This is a genomic window from Aerococcus sp. L_32 (assembly GCF_050689315.1).
The window spans coordinates 1-4,402 of sequence record NZ_JBOEQF010000175.1; the positions used below are offsets into that span (position 1 = coordinate 1).

General features: G+C 36.9%; 3 protein-coding genes. 1 reads left to right on the forward strand and 2 read right to left on the reverse strand.

Translation table 11 applies throughout. The features are described 5' to 3' along the window. On the forward strand, positions 1–298 hold a 298-nt coding region (locus ACRCJ0_RS09820), incomplete at its 5' end, for a DUF3899 domain-containing protein (RefSeq protein ID WP_431390320.1). A 415-nt stretch (positions 299–713) separates the two neighbouring features. Here ACRCJ0_RS09820 and ACRCJ0_RS09825 read toward each other — a convergent pair. Both ACRCJ0_RS09825 and ACRCJ0_RS09830 read right to left on the reverse strand, forming a co-directional pair. Next, positions 714–2,387: a peptide ABC transporter substrate-binding protein gene (locus ACRCJ0_RS09825; protein WP_431387628.1), complete on the reverse strand. Its 1,674-nt coding sequence runs from the start codon at positions 2,385–2,387 to the stop codon at positions 714–716. Between the two features lie 196 nt (positions 2,388–2,583). Continuing rightward, positions 2,584–4,224, reverse strand: coding sequence for a peptide ABC transporter substrate-binding protein (locus ACRCJ0_RS09830; RefSeq protein WP_431387627.1), 1,641 nt, complete (start codon positions 4,222–4,224; stop codon positions 2,584–2,586). Positions 4,225–4,402 lie beyond the last annotated feature (178 nt).

Genomic DNA, 4,402 nt, shown 5'->3' on the forward strand with positions numbered 1-4,402 from the left:
GGGTATCACTTTATTTTACTTGAGCAATTGCTACTTTTACTTGTCAGCGCCCTTTTTAATCCTTGGTTTATTCGGATTAATCTTTAAAGACGGGACTTTTGACCTATTTCAGTACAGTTGGCGTAAGTGGAAACCAAGTGTTTTCTCACAAAATAATTCAAAAAATGATGATGACTCAGAAAGAAATGTACAAACTTTGTCCCAATCAATAGGCAACTGGTACATCGGCTTTCTAAAAATCGGTGGCAGCTTATTAGCAATAAGTTTAATCTTCCTAATCGCCTATTACATTATATAGAATTACCCGGGGTGGACCAAATTATCCGCCCTTTTTTTGATATGCTATTCTAGTTATCATTACCATGAAACATTACATCCCTAATCATGTTAATTTTCTTACCTAACTTCTAGTAAGCAAAACCCTATCAACCCACCTTCAATTTGGTCTTAATCTGCGATTAAGGCCCTTTTTATACCCAAACATGTACCAATGGGCTTCATAGTCCTAACGCACCTTAAAACGCAAATAAATCCATTTGGTGATATATCTAGAATAATTTATATTCTAGCCAATCTCTTAGAAATATTCACCAAAAGCAGTACAAATTCTAACATAATTATCATTTAGCGTCAATATTTCTCACATATCATAATAAAAACAACCCGCCAAGGCTTGGCGGGTTGTTTCAATAAGTTTCAAATGTTAGCTAAAATTATTCTGCTGCTGTTTTTGAAGCCCATTTGAATGAAGTTGATGCTCCAACTTGGTGGTGAACAACGCCTTCAACTGTTGGTTGTTCTAAGTAAGCACCGTAACGTTGGTACAATGGTGCGATACCAGCTTCTTCTAAGATTAAAGTTTCAGCTTCGACTAAATCGCTCCAACGTTGATCCAGATCTTCAGTTTCATCTGAAGCTGATTGGATTAACGCATCGTACTCTTCATTTGAGTAACCAGAATTATTATTGTTTCCATCAGTTACGAATAACTCTAAGTAGTTAATTGGGTCAGCATAGTCAGCGCCCCAACCTGCGATTTGTAAATCGTAGTCTTGACTATTATCAGCTGCTACACGGTTTTTGAATGGTACAGAAACAATTTGAACTTCTAAACCAGGTAAGTTTGTTTGTAATTGACCTTGTAGGTATTCAGCTGAACGTTTGGCATTTTCAGTATCATCTGTTAATAATTCTAAAGTGATAGTGTCTGTACCTAATTCTTCTAAACCAGCATTGAAAGCTTCTTGTGCTGATTCTACATCATAGTCAACAAATCCTGTACCTTCAGTTGAATCTTCACGGAAGTCAACATCTGTTGATGGGTTACTTGCTAATCCTTCTGGTACTAAGTAGTCAGCAGGTAGGGAACCGTTTTGTAATACTTGGTCTGCAAATGATTGTTTGTCAATCGCTTGCGCAATACCTTTACGGATATTTGTATTTGCTAATGGTGTTTCTTCACCGTTACGTTCTTGGTTCATCTTGATATAGAATACTGTCGATTCTGGCGCATTATCCATGTTTGGATCACCTTCACGAGCCGCTACATATTCACCAGATACTGTAGTATAGTCAATCTCACCAGAATCAAATAGGTTTAATGCAGTTGAAGTTTCTTTAAGTACTTGGTATTTAACTGTATCTAACTGAACATTATCTGCATCCCAGTAGTTATCATTTTTCTCTAATGACCAGTTCAAGTTTGTACCATCCCAACCAGATAATGCAAATGGTCCATTATATAAAACTGTGTCAGAGTTAGTTGCGTAGTTTTCACCTTGTTCTTCCACGTAAGCTTGGTTAAGTGGGTAGAATGGTGCCATTGATAAGATACCTTCCAAGTATGGTACTGGTTTAGCGTAAGTTACTTCTAATGTTTTCTCATCAACTGCAACAGCACCCAATTCTGATGGTTCCATTTCACCAGCAATAATTTCTGTAGCGTTTTGGATAATACCAGATGCTAAGTAAGAATATGGTGCAGCTGTATCAGGGTCAACCAAACGTTGCCATGCATATACAAAATCATTAGCTGTTACAGGGTCCCCATTTGACCATGTAGCATCTTCTTTGATTTTGTATGTGTATACAGAACCGTCTTCAGAAATTTCCGGTTCGCCGTCTAATACACCAGCTTCATATTCACCTTCAGCATTTTGACGGTATAAACCTTCATTAACGTTGTTCATCATATCAAATGAAACTGTATCTGTTACCATTGTCGTATCCATTGTTGGTAATTCAGAAGTTGTCGTCCAATTTAATACTTGTTCGTTTTCGCCAGAACCAGTTGAAGCTGAGTCGTCACTGCTATTGCCACAGGCTGCTAGTACTAAACCTGATAAACCAATCACTGCAAGTGATTTAAATAAACTTTTTCTTTCCATAAGAACATCCTCCATATTTAAGCCAATCGCTTAATTAGATATTTATTACAACATGGAGACAATTTACTAGATTTTGAATACGTTGTCAATCTTTTCTTCTCATTATTTTCATGAAATATTCATACTCCCCTCATAAACAAAGACAACCGCTGATATTTTATCAACGATTGTCTTGTCACTTGTTCAATTATTGTATTTATTCTGCACTATTTAAAGTGGCTGTTCGCAGATCAAATTCGTTACCTACAGATCGGAAAGTAATGCCTTCTAAGTTAGGATTTCTTAATTGTGTTTCTACTTCTTGGTATAAAGGAATCCACGCTGCATCTTCAGTTAATACTTCTTGAGCTGCAACAAAGTTTTCCCAACGTGCTACTGGATTATTGGCATTATCACCTTTAGCAGCAGTAATTTGTGCATCATAAGCTTCGTTTGAGTAGTCCCCACGGTTGTATGGTCCATCGGTTTCAAATAATTCAAAGAAGTTAATACCATCCGCAAAGTCAGCAGCCCAACCTGTGATAACTAAATCGTAATCACGCGCATCTTCCTGGCTTAGACGGTTTTTCTTAGGTACATTTTGCAATGTTAAAGTCACACCTGGTAAGTTATTTGCAATTTGTCCTTGGATATACTCAGCTGTTGTTTTACTTTTCTCATCATCATCACCTAATAAGTTCAGTGTTAATGTTTCGACACCTAATTCATCTTGTGCTAATGCCCAAAGTCTAGCTGCTTCTTCTGGATCGTACTTATCTTCAATTGCAACTTCAGAGACAAAGTCTTCTTCCGTTTCTGGGTTAAAGATAAAGTTTTCAGGTACAAATGTAGATACAGGGTTTGATCCATCACCGATAACATTAGTTGCTAACTCTTCGTTGTTGACTGCATAGTCGATCGCTTCACGAAGGTTTTTATTTTGGAATACTTCGTTATTATAGTTAAAGGCTACCCAGTAGTTTCTCGCCTTTGCTTGTTGTGCAGCATCTTCATGATTTAGATATTGCTTAGCTAATTCACCTGTTAATAGTGAGTTGTCAACATCGCCAGCTTCAAATAAGTTGACGTTGGTTGAAACTTCTTTGATAACTTGAACATCTACTTCATCAATGGCAATATTGTCAGCATTGTAGTAGTCATCATTTTTCACTAACGACCAAGTTAAACCTGTACCGTCCCATTCAGTCATGGTAAATGGACCAGAGAAAACAAGATTATCTGAATCAGTACCGTAAGCGTCCCCTGCTTCTTCAACAAAAGCTTGATTCTGTGGGTATAACGGCGTGAAAGCTAGTAAGTTTTCAATATATGGAATTGGTGTTTCTAAACGGATTTCAATAGTGTAATCGTCTAAAGCTTCAACACCTAATTCTTCAACTGCTTGTTCACCGCTTAAAACACCTTCAGCATTCTCAAATCCTGCTAATAAGTATGAGTATGGCGCTGCCGTATCTGGATTAGCTAATCGTTGAATAGCATATACGAAATCGTGTGCTGTAATTGGATCGCCATTTGACCAAGTTGCGTCTTCACGCATTTTAATCGTGTAAGTTAATCCATCTTCAGAAACCTCAGGCAATGATTCAGCTAAAGCTGGCTGGATTTCATTTACATCATTTTCCCAATATAAACCGTCTTGAACATGTCCAATATAGTTGGCACTGTTCATATCTGTTACTAATACTGAGTCCATTGTAGCAATTTCAGTTGGTGCCACGTAATTAACTACTGCACTCGCTTCCCCATTTGCAGCATCAGTATTTCCCTCATTACTACCACAAGCAGCTAATAAAGCCGCAGTTGCTAGCGTAACCAAAAAACTTTTCTTTATTTTCATAGAAATCTCCCACTTCTAACATATTTTTAATATAAATATCATTTTATCTCATTATTTTATTATGTCAATGGTATCAAGCTATAATATTTTTCGAAAAAACGAACATGCACGAATTTCTAAAAATTTATGCAACTTTACATGCGCAGTTTTCACTTAAGTTGAAGTTGATGAAGGTAAA

Coding starts and splice junctions, on each gene's coding strand:
- ACRCJ0_RS09825 (WP_431387628.1), bottom strand. CDS start 2,387: ATGGAAAGAAAAAGTTTATTTAAATCACTTGCAGTGATTGGTTTATCA.
- ACRCJ0_RS09830 (WP_431387627.1), bottom strand. CDS start 4,224: ATGAAAATAAAGAAAAGTTTTTTGGTTACGCTAGCAACTGCGGCTTTA.